At 65.5% G+C, this 23,909-nt stretch carries 20 protein-coding genes; 5 read left to right on the top strand and 15 right to left on the bottom strand.

Annotated elements, in window-relative coordinates; translation table 11 throughout:
• Positions 1-12: 12 nt before the first annotated feature.
• From rseP to rpsB, 8 genes are all read right to left on the bottom strand, one after another.
• Positions 13-1,371 carry an RIP metalloprotease RseP gene (rseP, locus tag METUNV2_RS0110025; protein WP_018229340.1) on the bottom strand — a complete coding sequence of 453 codons (1,359 nt, stop codon included), beginning with the start codon at positions 1,369-1,371 and terminating at the stop codon, positions 13-15.
• The gene (gene ispC, locus METUNV2_RS0110030; RefSeq protein WP_018229341.1) at positions 1,368-2,540 is read right to left on the bottom strand and encodes a 1-deoxy-D-xylulose-5-phosphate reductoisomerase; all 1,173 of its coding nucleotides are present in this window, start codon (positions 2,538-2,540) and stop codon (positions 1,368-1,370) included. The genes rseP and ispC overlap by 4 nt, the downstream gene beginning before the upstream one ends.
• Entirely contained in the window at positions 2,540-3,379 is an 840-nt protein-coding gene (locus METUNV2_RS0110035) for a phosphatidate cytidylyltransferase (protein WP_018229342.1), read from the bottom strand. The genes ispC and METUNV2_RS0110035 overlap by 1 nt, the downstream gene beginning before the upstream one ends.
• Positions 3,372-4,121, bottom strand: a complete 750-nt coding sequence (gene uppS / locus METUNV2_RS0110040; RefSeq protein ID WP_018229343.1) for a polyprenyl diphosphate synthase — start codon at positions 4,119-4,121, stop codon at positions 3,372-3,374. Before uppS ends, METUNV2_RS0110035 begins: the two co-directional genes overlap by 8 nt.
• Positions 4,122-4,138: 17 nt before the next feature.
• On the bottom strand, positions 4,139-4,696 hold the full coding sequence (gene frr, locus METUNV2_RS0110045; protein ID WP_026188048.1) for a ribosome recycling factor: 558 nt from the start codon (positions 4,694-4,696) through the stop codon (positions 4,139-4,141).
• A gap of 75 nt (positions 4,697-4,771) precedes the next feature.
• On the bottom strand, positions 4,772-5,485 hold the full coding sequence (gene pyrH, locus METUNV2_RS0110050; RefSeq protein ID WP_008059973.1) for a UMP kinase: 714 nt from the start codon (positions 5,483-5,485) through the stop codon (positions 4,772-4,774).
• Positions 5,486-5,510: 25 nt separating this feature from the next.
• A complete protein-coding gene (gene tsf, locus METUNV2_RS0110055; protein ID WP_018229345.1) occupies positions 5,511-6,413 on the bottom strand; it encodes a translation elongation factor Ts in 903 nt (300 codons plus the stop codon).
• A gap of 83 nt (positions 6,414-6,496) precedes the next feature.
• Positions 6,497-7,249, bottom strand: a complete 753-nt coding sequence (gene rpsB, locus METUNV2_RS0110060) for a 30S ribosomal protein S2 (RefSeq protein ID WP_018229346.1) — start codon at positions 7,247-7,249, stop codon at positions 6,497-6,499.
• Positions 7,250-7,527: 278 nt separating this feature from the next.
• Between rpsB and map the strand changes: the two genes are divergently transcribed.
• The 3 genes from map (at position 7,528) to METUNV2_RS0110075 (ending at position 13,675) form a co-directional block, all read left to right on the top strand.
• On the top strand, positions 7,528-8,346 hold the full coding sequence (gene map, locus METUNV2_RS0110065; RefSeq protein WP_018229347.1) for a type I methionyl aminopeptidase: 819 nt from the start codon (positions 7,528-7,530) through the stop codon (positions 8,344-8,346).
• 3 nt (positions 8,347-8,349) lie between these two features.
• The gene (locus METUNV2_RS0110070; protein ID WP_018229348.1) at positions 8,350-10,932 is read left to right on the top strand and encodes a [protein-PII] uridylyltransferase; all 2,583 of its coding nucleotides are present in this window, start codon (positions 8,350-8,352) and stop codon (positions 10,930-10,932) included.
• A gap of 112 nt (positions 10,933-11,044) precedes the next feature.
• On the top strand, positions 11,045-13,675 hold the full coding sequence (locus tag METUNV2_RS0110075; protein ID WP_018229349.1) for a bifunctional diguanylate cyclase/phosphodiesterase: 2,631 nt from the start codon (positions 11,045-11,047) through the stop codon (positions 13,673-13,675).
• Here the strand turns inward: METUNV2_RS0110075 and def are convergent.
• Both def and METUNV2_RS0110085 read right to left on the bottom strand, forming a co-directional pair.
• Entirely contained in the window at positions 13,630-14,160 is a 531-nt protein-coding gene (gene def / locus METUNV2_RS0110080) for a peptide deformylase (RefSeq protein ID WP_026188049.1), read from the bottom strand. The genes METUNV2_RS0110075 and def overlap by 46 nt on opposite strands.
• A complete protein-coding gene (locus tag METUNV2_RS0110085; protein WP_018229351.1) occupies positions 14,157-14,906 on the bottom strand; it encodes an S-methyl-5'-thioinosine phosphorylase in 750 nt (249 codons plus the stop codon). Before METUNV2_RS0110085 ends, def begins: the two co-directional genes overlap by 4 nt.
• A 128-nt stretch (positions 14,907-15,034) precedes the next feature.
• On the opposite strand from METUNV2_RS0110085, the gene typA reads away from it, so the two are divergent.
• Both typA and METUNV2_RS0110095 read left to right on the top strand, forming a co-directional pair.
• Positions 15,035-16,849 (top strand): translational GTPase TypA, encoded by a 1,815-nt coding sequence (gene typA, locus METUNV2_RS0110090; RefSeq protein WP_018229352.1) that lies wholly within the window; start codon positions 15,035-15,037, stop codon positions 16,847-16,849.
• Positions 16,850-17,073: 224 nt separating this feature from the next.
• Entirely contained in the window at positions 17,074-18,699 is a 1,626-nt protein-coding gene (locus tag METUNV2_RS0110095) for a methyl-accepting chemotaxis protein (protein ID WP_018229353.1), read from the top strand.
• Here METUNV2_RS0110095 and METUNV2_RS0110100 read toward each other — a convergent pair.
• From METUNV2_RS0110100 to METUNV2_RS0110120, 5 genes are read right to left on the bottom strand one after another with little or no spacing between them, the layout of a single operon-like run.
• Entirely contained in the window at positions 18,689-19,213 is a 525-nt protein-coding gene (locus METUNV2_RS0110100) for a 3'-5' exonuclease (protein WP_018229354.1), read from the bottom strand. The genes METUNV2_RS0110095 and METUNV2_RS0110100 overlap by 11 nt on opposite strands.
• 2 nt (positions 19,214-19,215) lie before the next feature.
• On the bottom strand, positions 19,216-19,761 hold the full coding sequence (locus tag METUNV2_RS0110105; protein WP_018229355.1) for a hypoxanthine-guanine phosphoribosyltransferase: 546 nt from the start codon (positions 19,759-19,761) through the stop codon (positions 19,216-19,218).
• Positions 19,758-20,645 (bottom strand): UTP--glucose-1-phosphate uridylyltransferase GalU, encoded by an 888-nt coding sequence (galU, locus tag METUNV2_RS0110110; RefSeq protein ID WP_018229356.1) that lies wholly within the window; start codon positions 20,643-20,645, stop codon positions 19,758-19,760. Before galU ends, METUNV2_RS0110105 begins: the two co-directional genes overlap by 4 nt.
• A gap of 4 nt (positions 20,646-20,649) precedes the next feature.
• Positions 20,650-22,740: an NAD-dependent DNA ligase LigA gene (gene ligA, locus METUNV2_RS0110115; RefSeq protein ID WP_018229357.1), complete on the bottom strand. Its 2,091-nt coding sequence runs from the start codon at positions 22,738-22,740 to the stop codon at positions 20,650-20,652.
• A complete protein-coding gene (locus tag METUNV2_RS0110120; RefSeq protein ID WP_018229358.1) occupies positions 22,740-23,897 on the bottom strand; it encodes a cell division protein ZipA C-terminal FtsZ-binding domain-containing protein in 1,158 nt (385 codons plus the stop codon). Before METUNV2_RS0110120 ends, ligA begins: the two co-directional genes overlap by 1 nt.
• Positions 23,898-23,909 lie beyond the last annotated feature (12 nt).

Here is a 23,909-nt window from a genome sequence, read left to right on the forward strand (position 1 = left end):
TTCAGCCGGCAGTCAACCGAAGAGGCGATTGATATCGTTGTAGAAGGCGAACGCCATGAGCATCAGCAGGATGGCGAGACCCACCTGTTGCCCGATTTCCATGACCCGCTCGGAAACCGGACCGCCCTTCAAAAATTCGATCGTATAGTACATCAAGTGCCCACCGTCCAGCAGCGGGATGGGCAGCAGGTTGAGCACGCCCAGACTGATGCTGATGAGGGCGATGAATTTGATGTAATGGGTCGCGCCCATGGCCGCGGACTGACCCGCATAGTCGGCAATGGTGACCGGACCGCTCAGGTTCCGCCAGGACAGTTCGCCGGTCAGCATGCGGCCGAAAGCCTTCAGGCTGAAGGTGGCGGTATCCCAGGTCTGGCTGATCGCCAGGCCGAGTGCGTCGAATACGTCATGCCTGACCTCGACGAACAGCCGGTCGCGCAGCGTCGGGTCCGGGGTCGGGCCGATACCCAGCCGGCCGAAGCGCTGGCCGCCCTCTTCCACCGTGGCGACCTCGGCCTGCAGCTCCAGCTCACGGCCGTCGCGCAGCACCCGTACCGGCACGGTACGGCCCGCCAGTTCGCGCACCACCTTCACCATGTCACCCCAGTCGTCGAGCGATTGGCCGGACACGGCCAGCACCCGGTCGCCGATCCGCATGCCGGCCTTCTCCGCCGCGCTGCCCTCGCTCACCGTGCCGACCACGGTGGGCATGCGCGGACGGTAGGGCAGCAGGCCAGCGCGCTCCATCAGCGTGGCATCGACATCGCTGCCAACCGCCGACAGATCGATCCGGCGGACACTGATTTCGTGCGCATCGTTGATGGTTTCGATCTGGATTGCGCGCCCTTCCACCGCCGCCTGCGCGACGCGCCAGCGCAGCTCCTGCGACGACAGGATGTCCTCTCCATCGACCTTGCGCACCAGATCGCCATCGGCCACGCCGGCAAACGCGGCAGGCGTTCCGGCGGCGGGCGCAGCCAGCAGCGGACGGGGTTCTTCCATGCCGTGCATGAACAGCCCCCAGTACACGACGATGGCCAGCAGGAAGTTGGCAATCGGGCCGGCGGCGACGATGGCGAAGCGCCGGCCGATGGACTGACGGTTGAAGGCGCGGTGCAGTTCGTGCGCAGCCACCTCACCTTCGCGCTCGTCCAGCATCTTCACGTAGCCGCCGAGCGGAAACACCGCCAGCGCCCATTCGGTCTGGTCAGGCCCGGCCCGGCGTGACCAGAGGGCGCGGCCGAAGCCGATGGAAAAACGCAGCACCTTTACGCCGCACAGCCGGGCCACGCTGTAATGCCCCAGTTCGTGCACGGTGATCAGAATGCCCAGCGCAAGCGCGAAGGCGCCGATGTAGAAAGGCAGATTCACGCGGCGGCTCCGGCCTGCTGCGCCACGATGCGAGCAGCCACCGCTCGGGCTTCGGCGTCGGCGGAGAACACCTGGTCAAGGGTGTCGGCCGGACGGCCCGGCAGCTGGTCAAGGGTACGGGCGATCACATCCGCTATGGCACGGAATCCGAGCCGGTGTTCCAGGAAGGCGGCAACGGCGATCTCATTGGCTGCATTCAGCACCGCCGGCGTGCCACCGCCCGCCTTAAGCGCATCGAATGCGAGCTTGAGACACGGGAAACGCTCGAAATCCGGCCGCTCGAACACGAGATTGGCCGATGCGGCCAGATCAAGCGGGCTGACGCCGGATTCGATCCGTTCTGGCCAGGCCAGCGCATGCGCGATCGGCGTACGCATGTCCGGATTGCCCATCTGTGCCAGCACCGAACCATCGACGTACTCGACCATGGAATGCACGATGCTCTGCGGATGGATGACCACGTCGATGCGCTCGGCTGGCGTGTCGAACAGCCAGCGTGCCTCGATCACTTCCAGCCCCTTGTTCATCATGGTGGCGGAATCGACCGAAATCTTGCGCCCCATGTCCCAGTTCGGGTGGGCGCAGGCCTGTTCCGGCGTCACGTTCGCCAGGTCGGCGATCGGCGTACGGCGGAACGGACCGCCTGACGCGGTCAGCAGAATGCGGCGCACGCCCTGGTGATGCTGGGGGGGCAGACACTGGAAAACCGCGTTGTGCTCGCTGTCGATGGGCAGCAGCGTCGCACCGTGCGCCGCCACTTCACGCATGTACAGGTCGCCGGTCATCACCAGCGCCTCCTTGTTGGCGAGCAGGATGCGCTTGCCGCTGCGAGCGGCCGCCAGTGCCGGGCGCAGGCCCGCAGCCCCGACGATGGCCGCCATCACGGTATCGACCTCGGGCAGTGCGGCGATGACTTCCAGCGCGTCGACGCCGTGCATCACTTCGGTCGTCACCCTGCCGGCTATGCGTCCGGCCAGCACCGTCGCCGCGGCCGCGTCGGCCACCACCGCATAGCGCGGCGCGAACTGCAGGCACTGTTCCGCCAGCCGCTCGATCTGGCGGTGGCCGGACAGCGCGACGATCTCGAAGCGATCCGGGTGGCGCGCCACCACGTCCAGCGTGCTGACGCCGATGGAGCCGGTTGCGCCCAGTACGGTCAGTCTCTGCATCAGTGCAGTGTTCCGGAATTCAAGGTAAGCAGATAGAAGCCGATCAGCGGCAGCGTCGCGGTCAGACTGTCCACCCGGTCGAGTACGCCACCATGGCCGGGCAGCAGCTGACTGCTGTCCTTCATGCCGGCCTGGCGCTTGAGCATGGATTCGAACAGGTCGCCGACGATGCTGACCGCGGTCAGCAGCAGCAGCACGCCAGCCCAGACCGCGACCGACGGCAGAACCAGTCCGCTATCGGCCAGCAGAGGCCGTATGGCGAAGCCGTAGATCTGTACCGCCACCGCCGCCCCGACCGCCCCTTCCCAGGTCTTGCCCGGACTGATCGAGGGTGCGAGCTTGCGGCGGCCGAAGGCGCGACCGGTGAAATAGGCGGCAATGTCGGCGATCCACACCACCGCCATCAGCAGCAGCAGCGGCAGCACGCCGACCGCTCGCAGCTGTATCAGTGCCAGCGCCGGCGGCAGCAGCACAATGAAACCGGTGAGCGCATGAACCAGCGCGCTGGGGCGTGCTGAGCGCGACATCCAGGCCGGTACCGTGAACAGCCAGAACAGCACGGCGACGCCATGCAGCGCCGTGAGGCGGCCAACGGCTTCGCCACGCACGGCATCAGGGCCGAAAGCCCATTGCGCACTGAAAGCAACCACGGCAAACGCCAGTACGCCGGCAATGCGCGCCGGCATCGGGCCGGCGCCGCCCAGCCGCGCCCATTCCCAGCCGGCGAAGCCGAGTACGACCGCGACCAGCCACGACCAGGCGGCCAGATCCATCAGCGCGAGGGCCGCCGACAGGCCAACCAGCAGCACGATGGCGGTGATGACCCGCTGCTTAAGCATGCTGGCCGGCCGAGGCGGCCTGGACCTGTTCGCTGGTGCGCCCGAAGCGACGTTCGCGCTGCTGGTAGGAAGCGATCGCGGCATCGATCGCGGCGCCGTTGAATTCCGGCCACAGGCTGTCGGTGAAATACAGCTCTGTGTAGGCCAGCTGCCACAGCAGGAAGTTGCTGATGCGCTTTTCGCCGCCGGTGCGGATGAACAGATCGGGTTCTGGCGCAAAGGCCATCGACAGGTGCGGCTCGAGTTCCTGCTCGGTGAACGGTCCGCGATGATCGGGACGTGCCTGCAGCATGCGTTCCATCGCCTGCAGGATGTCCCAGCGCCCGCCGTAGTTGGCGGCGATGGTGAGATTCAGGCCGGTGTTCTGCGCGGTCATCGCCTCGGCGTTACGGATCAGATCCACCAGCCGCGGCTCGAACCGGCTGAGGTCGCCGATCACGCGCAGACGGATGCCGTTCTGGTGCAAGCGCGCCACCTCGTCCTCGAGGGCGCGCACGAACAGCTGCATCAGGAAATTGACTTCTTCGGCCGGACGGCGCCAGTTCTCGGAACTGAAGGCGAACAGCGTCAGGTGACCGACGCCGAGTTCGGCGCAGCGCGACACCACCGCCCGCACCGCTTCCACGCCCTTGCGGTGGCCGGCCACGCGCGGCATGAAGCGGCGGCGCGCCCAGCGGCCGTTGCCATCCATGATGATGGCGATGTGCCGCGGAATGTCGCGGGTGCCGTTCGAGGAGGACAAGATAAGGACACCCGGCCTCAGACGGCCATCAGATCCTGTTCTTTCTGGGCCAGCTGCTTGTCGACCTCGGCGATGTAGCGGTCGGTCAGCTTCTGCACGTCGTCCTGGGTACGACGTTCGTCGTCCTCGGAAATTTCCTTGTTCTTCACCGCGTCCTTGAGCGTGTTGTTCGCATCACGGCGCAGGTTGCGGACAGCGACCCGGGCGTTCTCGGCTTCACCGCGCACCACCTTGATCAGTTCCTTGCGGCGTTCTTCGGTCAGCGGAGGCATCGGCACACGCACGATGTCGCCCATCGCTGACGGATTCAGGCCCAGATCGGAATCACGGATGGCCTTCTCGACCACCGACAGCATCTTCTTTTCCCAGGGCTGCACGCCGATAGCGCGTGCATCGATCAGGGTCACGTTGGCGACCTGCGACAGCGGCACCATCGAACCGTAGTAATCGACCTGGATGTGATCGAGGATGCCGGTATGCGCACGCCCGGTGCGCACCTTGCCGAAGTCGGTCTTGAGCGACTCCAGCGTCTTCTGCATCTTCTGTTCGGTGTTCTTCTTCAACTCGGGGATCATCACTCGCCTCTTGTTTGAAGTGCGGCCGTTGCACAACGGCCTGTCGACCGGCCGGGCAGCGCTGCCCGGCGGGACTCAGATATGGACCAGCGTGCCTTCGTCTTCGCCGAGCACCACGCGCTTGAGCGCACCCGGCTTGAAGATGCTGAACACCTTGATCGGCAGCTGCTGGTCACGGCACAGCGCCAGCGCAGTGGCGTCCATCACCTTCAGATCGCGGCTGATCGCCTCGTCGAAACTGATGCGGTCATAGCGGGTCGCGCTCTTGTCCTTCATCGGATCAGCACTGTACACGCCATCGACCTTGGTCGCCTTCAGCACCACTTCGGCCTCGATTTCGCGGCCGCGCAGCGCCGCTGCGGTATCGGTGGTGAAGAAGGGATTGCCGGTGCCCGCGGCGAAAATGACCACCTTGCCCTCTTCGAGGTAGCGGATGGACTTGCCACGGATGTAGAACTCGACCACCGGCTCGATGCTGAGCGCCGACTGCACGCGCGCGGCCACACCGGCCTGGCGCATCGCGTCGCCCAGGGCGAGCGCGTTCATCACGGTCGCCAGCATGCCCATGTAGTCGGCAGTGGCGCGGTCCATGCCGGCCGCGCCCCCCGCCACCCCGCGGAAGATGTTACCTCCGCCGATCACGACCCCCACTTCCACGCCCAGCGCGCGGATTTCGGCAATTTCGGCGACGATGCGAGCAAGCATGTCGCGGCTGATGCCGTAGTCGTCGTCGCCCATGAGGGCTTCGCCCGACAGCTTCAGAAGGATGCGGCGGTAGGCAACAGTCATGCAGGCTCCCTTTTCAATTGCCGGATCAGGCCTTGGCAGCTGCGGCAGCAGCAGCCTGCGCAGCCACTTCGGCGGCGAAGTCGGTGGTCTTCTTCTCGATGCCCTCGCCGACCACGTACAGCGTGAAGGAGGCAATCTTCGCAGACTTTGCCTTCAGCAGCTGTTCGATGGTCTGCTTGCCGTCTTCCGCCTTCACGAAGACCTGGCCGAGCAGCGTCACTTCCTTCAGGTACTTCTGGACCGAACCTTCGGCGATCTTGGCGATCATCTCTTCCGGCTTGCCGGCTTCGCGCGCCTTCTCGATCGCCACACGGCGCTCGGCTTCGATCAGATCGGCCGACACGCCGGTCGAATCCAGCGACTTCGGCTTGGATGCAGCGATGTGCATCGCCAGATCCTTGGCCAGCGCTTCTTCGCCACCAACCACATCGACCAGCACGCCGATCTTCGAGCCGCCGTGAACGTAGCTGGCGACCTTGCCTTCAGCCTGCACGCGCACGAAGCGGCGGATGGTCATGTTCTCGCCGATCTTGCCGACCAGCGCGGCGCGGGTCGATTCGACCGTGCCTTCGCCGAACGGCAGCGCCGACAGCGCATCGACGTCGGCCGGGTTGTTCTCTGCGACCAGCTTGGCGCAGCCATTGACCAGCGCCAGGAAGTCGTCGTTCTTGGCCACGAAGTCGGTTTCGCAGTTCACTTCGATCATGGCGGCCGTCTTGCCGTCAGCCGACAGGAACAGACCCACGATGCCTTCGGCGGTCACACGGGCGGCAGCCTTGCTCGCCTTGTTGCCCAGCTTCACGCGGAGGATTTCTTCAGCCTTTGCCAGGTCGCCGCCCGCTTCGGTCAGCGCCTTCTTGCATTCCATCATCGGCGCGTCGGTCTTTTCGCGCAGTTCCTTGACCATACCTGCGGTGATTTCCGCCATGCTCATTCCTGCCTATGTTTGCAATTCAGTGAAAAACGGTGCTCTGAAACAGTTGCGGGCGCCGTGGCGCCCGCATCGATCGATCAGGCCTGCTGCTCGCCTTCGACCTCGACGAACTCGTCGTCGGACTTCAGCTGCGCCACCAGGTCGGCAGCCGCGTTGTTGCGACCTTCAAGGATGGCATCCGCAACGCCCGATGCGTACAGGCGGATCGCGCGGCTGGAATCGTCGTTGCCCGGGATGACGTAATCAACGCCGTTCGGCGAGTGATTGGTATCGACCACGGCCACAACCGGAATGCCCAGCTTGTTGGCTTCGGTGATGGCGATCTTGTGGTAGCCGACGTCGATCACGAACAGCGCGTCCGGCAGGCCGGCCATGTCCTTGATGCCGCCGATGCTCTTCTGCAGCTTGACCAGCTCGCGTTGCAGCACCAGCGCTTCCTTCTTCGGCATGCGTTCCATCGAGCCGTCTTCGACCAGGGCTTCCAGGTCCTTCAGGCGCTTGACCGACAGCTTCAGGGTCTTGAAGTTGGTCAGCATGCCGCCGAGCCAGCGCTCGTCGACATAGGGCACACCGGCGCGCTGCGCTTCTTCAGCCACGATTTCGCGGGCCTGACGCTTGGTGCCGACCATCAGGATGGTGCCCTTGTTGGCCGACATGCGGCGCAGGAAAGTCATCGCTTCGTTGTACTTGGCGACGGTCTTTTCCAGGTTGATGATGTGGATCTTGTTGCGATGACCGAAGATGAAGGGGGCCATCTTGGGGTTCCAGAAGCGGGTCTGGTGACCGAAATGGACACCGGCTTCCAGCATTTCGCGCATGGATACGGACATTCGAGATACTCCGAACAGGGTTTGACCTCCGCCCGGCCGTGTTCGCGGCCCCGTCCGGAGCCGCGCACCCTATCGGTTACGTTCCTGCGCTGAGCGCGGAAACACCGGGCGTGTGGATTTGCCTGACGCCTCCGCACCGGAAGCTGAAATCAGACAGCCCATGATTCTAGCAGCCGCAATGCAACAAACTCAAGTCAGGCTGATGACGGCCGTTTGCCGGGCGGAACCGCTTCCGCTAACCTCCTGTCCCTCGGAATACCCAGGAAGAGCACCTTTTCATGAGCGTCACCATCAAGACAGCGGAAGAAATCGAAAGCATGCGCGTGGCGTGCCGACTGGCCTCGGAAGTGCTCGACTACATCGGGCCCCATGTCCAGCCGGGCGTGACCACCGCGGAACTCGACCGCCTGTGCCATGACTACATGGTGAACGTGCAGCAGACCATCCCGGCGCCGCTGAACTACGCGCCGCCCGGCTACAGCCCCTATCCGAAGTCGATCTGCACCTCGGTCAATCACGTGGTGTGCCACGGCGTGCCGGCGGAGCGGGCACTGAAGAAGGGCGACATCGTCAATCTGGACATCACGGTCATCAAGGACGGCTTCCACGGCGACACCAGCCGCATGTTCGTGGTCGGCGGCGAAACCACCAAACAGGCCGCCCGCCTGTGCAGCATCACCTATGAATGCCTGTGGCTGGGCATATCGAAGGTGAAGCCGGGCGCCCGACTGGGCGATATCGGCCACGCCATCCAGCGTCACGCCGAAACCAACGGCTTTTCAGTGGTGCGCGAATTCTGCGGGCACGGCATCGGCCGCAAGTTCCACGAGGAGCCGCAGGTGCTGCACTACGGCAAGCCGAACACCGGCATGGAACTGAAGGAAGGCATGATCTTCACCATCGAGCCGATGATCAATGCCGGCCGCGCCGCGGTGTCCGAACTGCCGGACGGCTGGACCATCGTCACCCGTGACCGCAGCCTGTCCGCCCAGTGGGAGCACACGGTACTGGTCACCGCAGACGGCTTCGAAGTGCTGACGGTATCGGCCGGCAGCCCGCCGCCCGCCGATTTCGGCGACAGCGCACGGGCCGCCTGAGGCATGAGCGCAGTGCCTGAACAGGACGCCCTGCGTACGCTGGTCACCACGCTGCGTGGCGAACTGGCGGCCACCCAGCAGGCACTGCGCAGCCGCTTCGAGCAGGACGGCAACAGCCTTCGCATCCTGACCGCCCGCGCCCGGGCGGTGGATCAGGCATTGCGCCAGCTGTGGAGCGCGGTCGGCATTCCACGCTCGGCCGCGCTGGTCGCGGTCGGCGGCTACGGCCGCGGCGAGCTGTATCCCGCCTCGGACGTCGATGTGCTCTTCCTGCTGCCGGCGGACACCGCGCCCGAGGTCGAGACGCGCCTCGAACAGCTGGTCGGCCTGCTGTGGGACATCGGTCTGGACATCGGCCACAGCGTGCGCACGGTGGCGCAGTGCCTGGATGAATCGGCGCGCGACATCACGGTCGAAACCACGCTGCTCGAAGCCCGCCTGCTGGCCGGCTCGCGCCGGCTGTTCGGCGAACTGCGCGACACACTGGCCGAGCAGCGCGATCCGCAGGCCTTCTTCAAGGCCAAGCGGCTGGAACAGGATGAACGGCACCAGCGCTATCACGAAACACCGTACAGCCTGGAACCCAACTGCAAGGAAAGCCCGGGCGGTCTGCGCGACCTGCAGGTGATCCAGTGGATCGCCCGCGCCAGCGCGCTGGGCGCAAGCTGGCGCGAACTGGCTGAACGCGGGCTGATCACGGCGGAAGAAGCGCGTCAGCTGTCGCGGGTCGAACGCTTCATGCGCGACACCCGGGTGCGGCTGCACCTGATCGCGCGCCGGCGCGAAGACCGCATCATCTTCGACCATCAGGAAGCACTGGCCGCTGCCTTCGGCCTGGCGGCTACGCCCACCCGGCGCGCATCCGAAGTGCTGATGCAGCACTACTACCGCAGCGCCAAGACCATCACGCAGCTGAACACCATCCTGCTGCAGAACATTTCCGCTGCGCTGTTCCCGGTCGAGGACGGCGCGACCCATCCGATCAATGAACGCTTCCAGTCCAGCCGCGAACTGCTGGATGTGGTGGACGAAGAGGTGTTCGAGCGCGAACCGAGCGCCCTGCTCGAGTGCTTCACGCTGCTGCAGCGGCACAGCGAACTGAAAGGCATGACCGCGCGCACGCTGCGTGCGCTGTGGCGCGCACGCCGGCTGATCGACGCGAAATTCCGGCGCGACCCGAAGAACCGCGCGCTCTTCCTGTCGCTGTTCCAGCAGACCCGCGGACTGGTGCATGAAATCCGGCGGATGAACCAGTACGGCATCCTTGGCCGCTACCTGCCGGCTTTCGGACGCATCGTCGGGCAGATGCAGCACGACCTGTTCCACGTCTACACGGTGGATCAGCACATCCTGCAGGTGATGCGCAATGTGCGCCGCTTCACCATGTCGGAGCACGCGCACGAGTACCCGCTGCTGTCGCGCCTGATCACCGGCTTCGAGCGGCGCTGGCTGCTCTATCTGTCGGCGCTGTTCCACGACATCGCCAAGGGCCGCGGCGGTGACCACTCGCAGCTTGGCATGCGCGATGCGAGGCTGTTCTGCCGACAGCACGGACTCAGCCGCGAAGACACCGATCTGGTGGTGTTCCTGGTCGAGCATCATCTGTCGATGTCGACCGTGGCGCAGAAACAGGATCTGTCGGATCCGGATGTGGTGCGCGATTTCGCGCGCCTGGTGAAGACCGAGCGCAGGCTGACCGCGCTCTACATCCTGACCCACGCCGACATCCGCGGCACCAGCCCCAAGGTGTGGAATGCCTGGCGCGGCAAGCTGCTGGAAGACCTCTACCTGTCGGCGCTGCGCCATCTGAAAGGAGAAGGCATCCACGCCACCGACTGTTCCGATCGCCAGCAGGAAGCCCGCCATCTGCTGCGCTACTTCGGGCTGCGCGAGGGCATAGAACAGGAATTCTGGACCCGGCTCGACACGGTGTATTTCATGCGCCACGAGCCGGACGAGATCGCATGGCATACCCGCATGCTGTATTTCCAGGCAGACGCGACCGTGCCGGTGGTGAAGGCGCGGCCCAATCAGGTCGGCGACGGGCTGCAGGTCATGGTGTATGCACCGGACCAGATCGATCTGTTCGTGCGTCTGTGCGGCTTTTTCGGCCGGCTGGGCTACAGCATCGCCGACGCAAAGATCCACACCACGAATGACGGCCATGCGCTCGACAGCTTCGTGCTGCTCGACCCGAACCGCCACCTGAATTCGCGCGACATGATCGCGCTGATCGAAACCGGCCTGGTAGAACGGCTGCAGTCCGACCATCCGGCCGACCAGCCGGTGGCCGGCCGGCTGTCGCGCGAGGTGCGGCATTTCCCGATCACGCCGGAAATCGTGATCAAGCCGGACGAGCGGCGCCAGCACCACATCATGCATGTCACCGCGGCTGACCGACCCGGCCTGCTCTATTCGGTCGCGCGCGTGCTGGCGGCCCACCACATCCGGCTGCACACCGCCAAGATCACCACGCTCGGTGAACGGGCGGAAGACGTGTTCCTGATTTCCGGCGAAGAGCTGGGCAACAGCAGCACGCTGATCCGGCTGGAGCAGGAACTGCTCGGCGAACTGGCCGTATCCTGAGCGCCCTGCCGGCACCGGCCGGCGGCGGTTTCGACTATGCTCCGGGCCTGTGCGACGGGGTACGGACACCGCCGCCCTTGACCCCGCTTCTTCATCCGTCCAACCGACGAACGTGACCCTGATCAGTACGCCTTCCAGCCGCTTCACCGCAACCGACCGCCTGCGTCCGATGGTCGTGGCGCTGGTGACCGCGCTGGCCGGATTCCTGCTGACTGCCTATGTGGCCGGCAACCAGGCCTCTGCAGTGCGCGAGCGCGAGCGCGCCGCGGTGGCCGCCGAGGCCGGACAGGTCCGCGCCCGTCTCGAAAGCGAAATCAACAGTGCCGCCCACCTGTCTTTGGGCCTGGTGAGCTTCATCGCAGCCAATCCGGATTTCGACCGGGCCGCCTTCACCCGCGTCGCCGAACGCATGCTCACCTACGGACGCCACGTCCGTAACGTATCGGCGGCACCCGACAACATCATCCGTTACGTATATCCGCTGGCCGGCAATGAAGCCGTCCTGAACGTGCGCTATGCCGACATGCCGGCACAGCGCGCAAGCATCGAACGCATGATCGCCACCCGCCGCTTCGTGCTGGCCGGACCAGTCGATCTGGTGCAGGGCGGCATCGGCCTGATCAATCGCTTTCCGGTGTTCCTGCCGGCCACCGAAGGTCGCCCTGAACAGTACTGGGGACTGGTGTCCGTGGTGTTGCGCTTCGATTCGCTGCTGGCCGCCAGCGGGCTGACCTCACGCAATGACGGCATCCGCTACGCGGTGCGTGGTCGTGACGGCCTGGGCGCCGAAGGCGCGGCCATTCACGGCGACGAGCGCCTGTTCGAGCGTAATCCGGTGCTGCTCGAAGTGGTGTTGCCCGATCAGGCGCGCTGGCAGCTGGCGGCTGTGCCGGCGCGCGGCTGGCGCAGCGGCTTCCAGGATACGCAGGTGCTGGTGCTGACGCTGGCGGGTGCCGCGCTGTCACTGGCCATTGCCGCCCTGCTCTACCTGCGCCAGCAGCATGTGCAGCGCCTGCAGGCGCGCGACAGCCAGCTGTCGCTCGCGGCCAGCGTGATCGACAGCCTCAACGAAGCCATCATGGTGACCGATGATGCCGACCGCGTGGTGACGGTCAATCCGGCTTTCAGCGCACTGACCGGCGTGAGCGAGCGCGATGCGCTCGGCCGGGCGGCGGCGGCCGTAACCGGTTGCCCGTATGCCGAAGACGCGCGCGGCGTCTTCCTCGGGCGGGTGGCCGAAGATGGCCTCTGGCGCGGCGAGGTGGAAGACCGCCGCCTGGATGGCGAGCGCTATCCCAAACTGCTGTCCATCTACCCGGTGCGCGATGTCGCCGGCGGCGTCAGCCACTACGTGCACTCGTTCTCGGATATCAGCGAACAGAAGGCCGCTGAACGCCAGATCCATCATCTGGCCCATCACGACATGCTGACCGGCCTGCCCAACCGCTTCTCGCTGCAGCAGCGCATGGAACAGGCGATGTCGCATGCGCGGCGCCACGGCACGCTGTTGGCGGCGCTGATGATAGACATGGACCACTTCAAGGACATCAACGACACGCTGGGGCATCACATCGGCGACGCGCTGCTGATCGAGGTGGGCAAGCGGCTGCAGCGCTGCGTGCGCCAGAGCGACGTGGTGGCCCGGCTGGGCGGTGACGAATTCGTGGTGCTGGTGACCGACATGGTGACCACGCTCACTGCGGCGGCGGTGGCCGAGAAGATCGTGACCGCGCTGTCGGCCCCGTACGCCATCGACGCCTACCAGCTGCATTCCACGCCCAGCGTGGGCATCGGCGTGTTTCCGGCGGATGGCGAAACGGTGGACGACCTGCTGCGCAACGTCGACAGTGCGATGTACCACGCCAAGGCGACCGGACGGAACAACTACCAGTTCTTCGACCGCAGCATGTCAGCCAGCGCCAGTGAAAGGCTCGCGCTGCAGAGCAGCCTGCATCAGGCGATCGCGCACAAGCAGTTCGTGCTGCACTACCAGCCGCAGATCGAAACCGGCAGCGGACGTCTGGTCGGGGTCGAGGTGCTGGTGCGCTGGCTGCACCCGGAGCGCGGTCTGGTGCCGCCAAACAAGTTCATCCCGATCGCCGAGGAAAGCGATCTCATCATCCGGCTCGGCGAGTGGATCCTGCAGGAGGCCTGCCACCAGCTGAGTCTGTGGCATTCGATGGGGCTGGATCTGCGGGTGGCGGTCAATCTGTCGGCACGCCAGCTGCGTTCGAAAAACCTGCTTCGGCAGGTGAAGGACGTGCTGCTGAAGTACGACCTGAAACCGGGCCAGCTCGAACTCGAGATCACCGAAAGCGTCGCCATGGAGGACGCCGACAACACGCTGCGCATGCTGGCCCAGCTGCGCGAACTTGGCGTGGAACTGGCGATCGACGATTTCGGCACCGGCTATTCGTCACTCAGCCACCTGAAGCTGATGCCGCTGCACCGGCTCAAGATCGACCGCTCATTCGTGAAGGACATCGAAACCGACCCGGACGACGCCGCGATCTGTGCCGCCACCATCAGTCTGGCGCACAACCTCGGACTCAGCGTGGTGGCGGAAGGTGTGGAAACCCAGGCGCAGTTTGCCTTCCTCGGCAATCTGGGCTGCGAATGCGCACAGGGTTTCCTGTTCAGCAGGCCGCTGCCGGCCGCCGAACTCGAGGCCTGGATGCAGGCTCGCGGACAGCTCGCTCAGTCGTCGCTGTCGGCCATGCCCGGAAACAGCACGTCGGTGTAACCGAAGCGCGAAAAATCGCGAACCCGCATCGGATACAGCACGCCGTCCAGGTGATCGCATTCGTGCTGCACCACCCGGGCGTGAAACCCCTGGACGACACGGTCTATCGGTACGCCCTTGTGATCGAAGCCGCGGTAGTGCAGCCGCTGATGGCGGGGCACCACGCCGCGCAGCCCCGGCACCGACAGGCAGCCTTCCCAGCCATCTTCCATCTCGTGGCCGATCGCTTCGAGCACCGGGTTGACCAGCACGGTGAAAGGTATGGCCGGCGCATCCGGGTAGCGCGACGGCGGCAAACCGCCGAACACCACCACCCGCAGGTCGACGCCGATCTGCGGTGCAGCCAGGCCGGCGCCGTTGGCGGCTTCCATCGTTTCGATCAGATCGCTCACCAGCGCATCGAGCTCGACGGTATTGAAACGGTCCACCGGCCGCGACACGCGCAGCAGACGCGGATCGCCCATGCGCAGAATGTCGCGTATCACGGACACACCCCTTCTTCGCACAGCCGTTCAAGCAGGTGGCGCACCCGCATCATGGCTTCCTGCAGCATCGCTTCGATCGCCGACATTTCGATGCCGTGCGCCGAATCGCCACGACCCGCCGCGTGGTTCACCACCACGTTGAGCGCCGCGTAAGCGAGGCCGGCCTCGCGCGCCAGCACCGCCTCCGGCATGCCGGTCATGCCGACCACGTCGGCGCCATCGCGCTCCATCCGGTTGATTTCGGCAGCGGTTTCCAGCCGCGGGCCCTGGGTCGCCGCATAGACCGCGCCATCGACCACCGCCTCGCCGGCCAGCCGGGCAGCGTCGAGCAGCCGGCGACGCAGGTCGCCATCGTAGGGCTCGGTGAAATCGACATGCTTGACCTGACCATCGTGGCCGTCGAAGAAGGTCGAATGACGGCCCCAGGTGTAGTCGAGTATCTGGTCGGGCACCACCAGGCTGCCCGGCGCGAGATCGGCGCGTATGCCGCCGACCGACGCCACCGAAATCACCTTGCCTGCGCCGACGCTGCGCAGCGCGGAAATGTTCGCCCGGTAGTTCACCCGGTGCGGCGGAATCGTGTGGCCGTAGCCATGCCGTGCGATGAACACCAGTTCCCGCCCACCGAGCCGGCCGAAGGTGAGCGGCCCGGAAGGTTCGCCATAAGGGGTGCGCACCACTTCGCGCCGCGTGACATCCAGATTGGCGAGCTGGGTCAGCCCGCTTCCGCCGATGATGGCCAGCATCTTCCGTCGAGTCCCGTCTGTAATTTGAAGTCGGATCAGTCTAGCAGCCGGGCGACGCAGCCCGATAGTTCAGCCGCAGGCACGGCATGCTAAACTCGCGTGTTTATCTTTTGCGCCGCACCATTCCCATGTCCCGCTCCATACGCAACATCGCCATCATCGCGCACGTCGATCATGGCAAGACCACGCTGGTTGACCAGCTGCTGCGCCAATCCGGCACCTTCGCATCGCACCAGCAGGTGTCCGAGCGGGTCATGGATTCCGGCGATATCGAAAAAGAACGCGGCATCACGATTCTCGCCAAGAACTGCGCGATCGAATACGAAGGCACGCACATCAACATCGTCGACACCCCGGGCCACGCCGACTTCGGCGGCGAGGTCGAGCGCGTGCTGTCGATGGTCGATTCGGTGCTGCTGCTGGTCGATGCGGTCGAAGGCCCGATGCCGCAGACCCGCTTCGTCACCCGCAAGGCGCTGGCCCTCGGCCTGAAGCCCATCGTCGTGGTGAACAAGATCGACCGCCCGGGCGCGCGCCCGGATTGGGTGATCAACCACACCTTCGACCTGTTCGACAAGCTGGGTGCCACCGACGAACAGCTGGATTTCCCGGTCGTGTTCGCCTCGGCGCTGAACGGCTTCGCGATGCTGGATGCCGACAAGCCGGGCACCGACATGCGCCCGCTGTTCGACACCATCCTGAAGCACGTGCCGCAGCCGGAAGTCGATGAAGACGCGCCGCTGCAGCTGCAGATCTGTTCGCTCGACTACTCGACCTACATCGGCCAGCTGGGCATCGGTCGCATCAAGCGCGGCCGCATCAAGCCGAACCAGGAAGTGGTCGTGTATTACGGCGACGAAAACCGCGGCAAGGCCAAGGTCGGTCAGGTGCTCACCTTCAAGGGTCTCGACCGCTCTCAGGCCGAGTCGGCCAGCGCTGGCGACATCGTGCTGGTGTCCGGCATCGAGCAGGTCAATATCGGTGTCACCATCTGTGATCCGGAATCGCCCGAGCCGATGAAGCCGATCGCGGTGGACGAGCCGACGCTGACCATGAACTTCATGGTGAACGGTTCGCCGCAGGCCGGTCGCGAAGGCAAGTTCGTCACCAGCCGCCAGATCCGCGAGCGCCTGGAAAAGGAGCTGCTGAAGAACGTGGCGCTGCGCGTCGAATACACCGACGATTCCGACGTGTTCCTGGTGTCCGGTCGCGGCGAACTGCACCTGACCATCCTGCTGGAAAACATGCGCCGTGAAGGCTACGAGCTGGCGGTCGGCCGCCCGCGCGTGGTGTTCAAGGACATCGACGGCGTGAAGTGCGAGCCGTACGAAATGCTGACCGTGGACGTCGAAGAAGGCCACCAGGGCGGCGTGATGGAAGAGCTGGGTCGCCGCCGCGGCGAAATGACCGACATGCAGCCGGACGGCAAGGGTCGCGTGCGCATCGAGTACCGCATTCCGGCGCGTGGCCTGATCGGCTTCCAGGGCGAGTTCCTGACCCTGACCCGCGGCACCGGTCTGGCCAGCCACGTGTTCGACGACTACGGCCCGATGGCCGGCGCAATGTCGGAGCGTCGCAACGGCGTGCTCATTTCGCAGAACGACGGTGAAGCGGTGGCCTACGCACTGTGGAACCTGCAGGACCGCGGCCGCATGTTCGTGAATCCGGGCGATGTGCTGTATGAAGGCATGATCATCGGCATCCACTCGCGCGACAACGATCTGGTGGTGAACCCGATCAAGGGCAAGCAGCTGACCAACGTGCGCGCTTCCGGCACCGACGAAGCCGTGCGCCTGATTCCGCCGATCTCGCTGACGCTGGAATCGGCAATCGAATTCATCGCCGACGATGAACTGGTCGAAATCACGCCGAAGAACATCCGCCTGCGCAAGCGCTACCTGAAGGAACACGAGCGCAAGCGCGCGTCGCGCGACGAATCCTGATCGTCACCTCGTCCGTGACAGAAGGGGCACCTGCGGGTGCCCCTTTTTCATTTGTGCGGTCAGCGGCGGAAATATTTCATGTCACAGCCCAGCCAGCCCTAAAGGAGTGCATCGCTAAAGCCGTATTCCGCGCTTGTGTCCGGGCCCCAGCACACGCCCCTGACCGCCGCAGTCGCATTGCATCTGAAAACTCGAACCAATAAACAGAACGGAGCAATCGGGATATGGCCCGCTTCAACAGTGTGCGCAGCAAACTTGTGCTGCTCAGCCTCATCGGCACCGTCGGCATGGTTGCGGTACTGCTTTTCGGACTGGTGTCGGAATACGGCAACGTCACGCACGACCGCGAAGTCAAGACGCGGCATCTGGTCGAATCCACCCATGCGCTGATCGCGCATTACCAGCAGCAGGAAGCCGCGGGCACCCTCACCCGCGAACAGGCGCAGCATGCCGCGCTGGCCGCGGTGAAATCGCTGCGCTATGACGGTCGAGAGTACTTCTGGGTGAATGACATGAACGCGGTCATGCTCATGCATCCGCTCAAGCCCGAACTCGACGGCAAATCGGTGGCCGACTTCAAGGATCCGGATGGCAAATTCCTGTTCCGCGAATTCATCGAGGTGGTGCGCACGCAGCAAGCCGGTTTCGTCCGCTACCAGTGGCCGCGTCCGGGCGCCGAAGCGCCCCAGCCCAAGCTGTCGTACGTGAAGGGCTTCGAACCCTGGGGCTGGATCGTCGGTTCCGGCATCTACATCGACGACCTGCACCATGAATTCGTCGCGCTGGCGCTGCGTTCCGGTCTGCTGGTGACCGCCATTGCCGCCCTCGCCTTCGTGCTCGCCCACCTGACCGGCCGCAGCATCCTGAAGCCGCTGCGGGCGGTCGAACAGACCATGGACCAGGTCGCGATGAACCACGACCTGACCCGCCGCGCACCGGTCGACGGGCCGGCGGAAATCCGCAACATGGCGCAGTCGTTCAACACCATGATGAGCGGCTTCCAGGGTCTGGTGCGCGATATCGGCCAGTCGTCACAGGCGGTGGAAGCCGCCGCCCGCCAGCTCTCCGTGGCTTCGTCATCGGTTGCCTCAGCTTCGCAGGACCAGAGTCAGTCGGCGATGTCGACCTCGGCAGCGGTCGAACAGATGAGCGGCAGCATCGCCCGCGTGTCGGACCGTGCCCGAAGTACCGACGACACCGCCAGTGCGGCGGAACAGCTGGCCATGCAGGGTGCGGACGTGGTGTCGCGTGCGATGGACGAAATGCAGCGCATTGCCGACTCGGTCCAGACTTCGGCCCGCTTCATCGAAACGCTGGGCCAGCAGTCACAGGAAATTTCCAGCATCGTCAATGTGATCCGCGAAATTTCCGATCAGACCAATCTGCTTGCACTGAACGCGGCCATTGAAGCCGCCCGTGCCGGCGAACAGGGCCGCGGCTTCGCGGTGGTGGCCGACGAGGTGCGCAAACTCGCCGAGCGCACCGGTCAATCAACCACTGAAATCTCGACCAAGATTTCCCGCATCCAGGAAGAGACGCAACGGGCGATCCACAGCATGCAGGAAGGCAGCCGCCGGGTCGGCGAAGGCGTGGATACCGCACGCATCGCCATGGATTCGATGGAACAGATCCGTCGCGGCGCCATCGACGTGCGCGAGGCGATACGCGACATTTCGGAAGCGCTGCAGGAACAGTCGGCCGCCAGTTCGCTGGTGAGCGAGAACATCGTCAGCATTTCGTCGACCGCCACGCGCAACAGCGGCGAGGTGATCGCCATTGCCGGCGAGGCTTCATCGCTGCAGCGGCTGGCCGCCGGCCTGCAGTCTTCGTCCGCCCGATTCAGCGTGTGAGCGGCGCGCCCGTCTGCGCGCGCAGACGGGCGTAAGTGGTCTGCAGCACGCGCGCGTCGCTGCTTGCGCGATGGCGGGTGCTGTGCAGCTCTTCCGCCACCACCTGCTTCACCTCATGCCAGCGCGCGGCTTCGTCTTCGCTCAGCAGTTCGCGCAGGCTGCGCAGCTGGAAGTGAGGGACCCGGTCCGCCTCGTCGTACAGGCGTGACAGCCAGGCGTAATCGTTACCCCAGGCGTCGCTGTAGACCTGGTGGCCGTGCAGCGCCTCGTCCAGCCGGCCAACCACTTCCTGCACCGGCAGGCCATGGCGCGCAAGCACTTCGCGTGAAATGTGGTGCACCGATTCGGCTGCGGCATCCCAGTGCCGCCAGGATGCAGCCGGACGGACCAGACAGCACACGGTGCGCCCATCGGCCAGCGCGCAGCCCACCTCGATCGGATAGCTGCCAGCGCCGAAGCCGGAGGCCTCGATGTCGAGGAAGACCGGCAGCGGCTCACTGTCGGCGGCGCACACGTTCAATCCTTCAGCGCGTAGATGGCCGGCAGGTTGCGCCAGGCGCCACGCACGTCCATGCCGTAGCCGAACACGTAACGGTCCGGCAGTTCGAGGCCGGTGAAATCGGCCCGTATCGGCTTCGGCCGGCCGATGCGCTTGTCCGAAAACACCGCGGTCAGGCAGCGGGCCGCGCCCTTGGCCAACAGGTGTTCACGAATGGCCGACAGCGTGATGCCTTCGTCCAGAATGTCGTCGATCACCAGCACGGTACGACCCACCACCGGCGTACGCGGCTCGCTGATCCAGCGCAGCGTACCGCCGGCTGTTTCGTCGCCGTAACGGGTGACGTGCAGGTAATCGAAATCGAGCGGAAAGGCGAGCTGCGGCAGCAGATTGCCGGTGAACACCACCGCACCGCCCATGACCGACAGCAGCAGCGGATAGCTGTCGCCGAGCGCGGCAGTGATTTCATGAGCGACCCGCTCCACCGCCGCATCGACTTCGGCGGCGGAGCAGATCAGGTCGGCGCCGTCGAGCAGCGCCCGGGCGTCGTCCAGTCGGCTCACGCGGCGTCGGCTTCGCGCGACACTTCCTGCGCGTCCATCCAGGCGGTGAAGGCAGCGCCCACTTCAGGGTGCTTGCGCGCCAGCGCCACGGTCGCCTGCAGATAACCCAGCTTGGAACCGCAGTCGTAGCGGGTGCCCTTGAACGGATAGGCCAGCACCGCCTCTTCGCCCAGCAGCGTGGCGATCGCATCGGTCAGCTGCAGTTCGCCGCCGGCACCCGGCTTCAGCGACTTCAAATGATGGAAGATGCGCGGCGTCAGCACATAGCGACCGACCACGGCCAGCGTGGACGGCGCCACATCAGGCTTGGGCTTCTCGACGATGCCGGTCACGCCATACAGGCCGCCCACGTCGGCGTCGGTGCTGACGATGCCGTAGCTGCCGGTCTGGCTGCGCGGCACCTGCTGCACGCCCAGAATCGAGCGGCCGAAGCGGTCGAAAATGTCGGTCATCTGCTTCAGGATGGGCGGTTCGCCATCGATCAGATCGTCGGCCAGCAGCACCGCGAACGGTTCGTCACCGACCACCGGCTCGGCGCACAGCACCGCGTGCCCCAGACCCAGCGGTTCGGCCTGACGGATGTAGATGCAGTTCACGTGCTTGGGCACCGTGTTGCACAGCGCCAGCAGATCGTGCTTCTGCTTCATTTCGAGCTCGTGCTCGAGTTCGTAGGCCTTGTCGAAGTGGTCGGCAATCGAGCGCTTGGTACGACCGGTAATGAAGATGAGGTCGGTGCAGCCGGCGGCCACCGCCTCTTCAACCGCGTACTGGATCAGCGGCTTGTCGACCACCGGCAGCATTTCCTTCGGATTTGCCTTGGTGGCGGGCAGAAAACGGCTGCCCAGGCCGGCGACCGGGAACACGGCCTTGCGTACGGATTTCATCGTTCTATGGCTCCTTCTTCTCGAGCATCGACATGAGCCCGGATTCATCGAGAATATTAATGCCCAGTTCTTGCGCTTTTGTGAGCTTGGAACCGGCGTCCGTGCCTGCCACCACGAAATCGGTCTTTTTCGACACGGCGCTGGTCACTTTTGCCCCCGCAGCTTCAAGCAAGTCCTTGGCCTGATCGCGCGACAGCGTGGGCAGCGTGCCGGTGAGCACCACCGTGCGGCCGACCAGCGGACCGCTCGCCACCTGCGCTTCGCCCTCTTCCCATTCAATGCCACAGGCACGCAGCTGTTCAACCACTTCGCGGTTGTGCGGCTGAGCGAAGAAAGTGTGGATGCTGGCGGCCACCACCGGGCCGACGTCCGGCACCTGGGCCAGTTCTTCGACCGAGGCGTCCATGATGCGGTCCATGCTGCCGAGGTGGCGCGCCAGATCCTTCGCGGTGGCTTCGCCGACGTGCCTTATGCCCAGCGCGAACATGAAACGCCCCAGCGTGGTGCGCTTGGACTTCTCCAGCGACGCCACCAGGTTTTCGGCCGATTTCTCGGCCATGCGGTCCAGTTCCGCCAGCTTGAGCACGCCCAGCCGGTACAGGTCGGGCAGTGTGCGGATCAGCCCGCTGTCCACCAGTTGCTCGACCAGCCGGTCGCCCAGACCTTCCACATCCATCGCACGGCGCTGCGCGAAATGCAGCACCGCCTGCTTGCGCTGCGCCGAGCAATACAGCCCGCCGGTGCAGCGATGATCGACCTCGCCTTCTTCACGCACCACGTCCGAACCGCAGACCGGGCAGTGGCTGGGCATCGAGAATGCCCGCGCGTCTGCCGGCCGTCTGTCCGACAGCACCGACACGACTTCCGGAATCACATCGCCTGCTCGCCGGATGACGACGGTGTCGCCCACATGCACGTCCTTGCGGCGGATTTCGGACTCGTTGTGCAGCGTGGCGTTGGTCACCGTGACACCGCCGACGAATACCGGCGCCAGCCGCGCCACCGGCGTCAGCTTGCCGGTGCGGCCGACCTGCACCTCGATGTCCTGCACCGTGGTGAGCGCTTCCTGAGCCGGATACTTGTGCGCGACCGCCCAGCGCGGCTCGCGGGTCACGAAACCCATCTTCGCCTGCAGCGCGAGGCTGTTCACTTTGTAGACCACGCCGTCGATGTCGAAGGGCAGCGAGGGCCGCGCCTCGGCGATGCGCGCATGGAATGCAGCCAGCGCCTCGCCACCGGTGCACACCGCGCGGTGCTCGCTGACCGGCAGGCCGAAAGCGACCAGCGCGTCGAGCACGCCGGCGTGGGTGGCGGGAAGATCCCAGCCGCGCACCTCACCCAGACCGTAGGCGTAGAAAGACAGCGGGCGCTTCGCGGCGATCGCCGGATCGAGCTGGCGGATGCTGCCGGCTGCGCCATTGCGCGGATTCACAAGCGTCTTTTCGCCGGCAGTGATCGCGCGCTCGTTGTAGGCATCGAAATCATCGCGCCGCATATAGACCTCGCCGCGCACCTCCAGCACTTCGGGCAGGCCGGGGGCGTCGAACAGTGAGGGCTGACCCCGGTCCTGTCCCTTTGCCGGCAGCGGCGTGAGGCGCAGCGGCACGTCGCGTATGGTGCGCACGTTCTGCGTCACGTCCTCGCCAGTCTCGCCGTCACCACGGGTGGCGGCCTGCACCAGCACGCCGTGCTCGTAGCGCAGGTTGATGGCGAGGCCGTCGAACTTCAGTTCAGCGGCGTATTCGACCGGCGGCGCATCGTCGGCCAGCGCCCCCAGCCCCAGCTCGCGTCGCACACGGGCATCAAAATTCAGCGCGCCGCTGGCTTCGGTGTCGGTTTCGGTGCGGATGGACAGCATGGCCACCACATGACGCACCGGGGCGAAGCTGTCGAGCGGCCTGCCGCCCACGCGCCGGGTGGGCGAATCCGGCGTCGCCAGTTCGGGGTGTTCGGCTTCCAGCGCCTGAAGTTCGCGGAACAGGCGGTCGTATTCCGCGTCCGGAATTTCCGGCGCGTCGAGTTCGTAGTAGAGGCGGTCGTGATGGGCGATCTGCGCGCGCAGTACTTCCGCGCGCGCGCTGACGGCAGCGTCCATCAGCTGAACAGGCGCCGCGACGACGGGCTGCCGGCAGCGACGCCGAACTGCGTCATGCGGGTCTGGAATTCGGCAATCTTGCCGCGGATGACACCGAGCGAAGCCGGCGACAGCGGCTGGCGGTTGTCATCGACCACGCGCGCGCCCAGCGCGTGCGCGAGCTGTTCGGCCACCATGACCATGCGGTCGAAGGCACGCGCACCGTCCGGCACCGTCGGCACGTCGAGCAGCAGCGTGACGCCCGGCGTCTGCAGCGATTTCATCGTTTCGGGTGCGAACTGCGCGGCGTCCTGATTCACCAGCGTGTAGTGGGTGACGCCCGCGTCGTCGCGCGCGTGGAACTGGCCGCCTTCCAGCACGAAGCCCTGGGCTTCGGCCAGTCCGCGCAGCTTGGTGCCGGAAATCGCATGGTCGCCGGCCACCAGATTGAGGCCGATCTGCACGTCGACCGAGGCGGCGAACTGGTCCAGTTCGCGCGCACGGCCCAGCATCTGGCGCGCATCCGGGAAATGCACCACCGCCAGGAAGCGGTCGGCGACTGCCTGCAGCGCATGCGCCAGCGCCGACAGCGAGGCGTCGCTGAACGGGCCGCGCCGGTCGGCCAGCTGCACTGCCAGTTCCACCCGACCCAGCATGCCGGCGGTGTCCGGCGTCAGCACAAGCCAGCGGCCGGCCTGCGCATCGTGGCCGCGCAGACGCAGCGCGGCGTCGACCGCGCGGGTCAGATCCTGCCAGGCCGCGCTGAATTCGGTGGCCGCGACCGGGTTTTCGAACTCGATCACCACCTGTTCCTCGATCCGCTCGTCGCACCAGCCGGCGCCGTCATCTGCGGCAGGCACTGCACTCGCCGGGGTTTCACGCACCGGCGGCGGCATGACCACGGTGTCGTCGGCGGCGGCCGGAACCGTCGGTTCGGTCAGGGCGGCATCGTCCGGACCGGCGCCGAAGCTGCTGCCCAGATCGATGTCCAGCGTCGGTTCGACCCGGCGTACCGGTGCCGCCAGCGGGTCGATCAGCACGTCCGGCTGGGCGTCGCCCAGCGCGCGCTCCGCGGTGCGGCGGTGGCGGCGTTCCTGCCACATGTTGTAGCCGATCACGGCACCGACGCCGAGCACGCCCAGTGCGATCAGGCCCATCTGCAGTTCAGTCAGTTGCATGAATCCGGTTCC

The sequence above is a fragment of the Methyloversatilis universalis EHg5 genome, assembly GCF_000378945.1.
GTDB lineage: Bacteria > Pseudomonadota > Gammaproteobacteria > Burkholderiales > Rhodocyclaceae > Methyloversatilis > Methyloversatilis universalis_A.